At 63.9% G+C, this 255-nt stretch carries 1 pseudogene; it reads right to left on the reverse strand.

The features are described from left to right. Window positions 1-255, reverse strand: a pseudogene (locus AB3X86_RS38495) (IS21 family transposase); the annotation flags it as partial.

Genomic DNA, 255 nt, shown 5'->3' on the forward strand with positions numbered 1-255 from the left:
CAGTTTCTCCTGTTGTGGGAGGTTGAGAGCTGGCGCTGTGCTGCGCGCCGACGTTGAAGAACTCGCCGTATTCGTTACCCGGGCGGATCAGGGGATGCTCCTGCGTGAGCGGCAAGGCCAGTTGCGGTGCCCGGTCGAGGCGCTCAAGTGCCTGTTCGAACAGCCGCTCGACGACGGCGCGTAGCTGCCGGTATCGATAGAGGTGATGACGCAGGGCGTGATCGCAGGCTTGCTCGACCAGCCAGGCGGGATACT

Origin of the sequence: Paraburkholderia sp. BR14374 (assembly GCF_040948685.1) — a bacterium.
Classification (GTDB): Bacteria; Pseudomonadota; Gammaproteobacteria; order Burkholderiales; family Burkholderiaceae; genus Paraburkholderia; species Paraburkholderia youngii.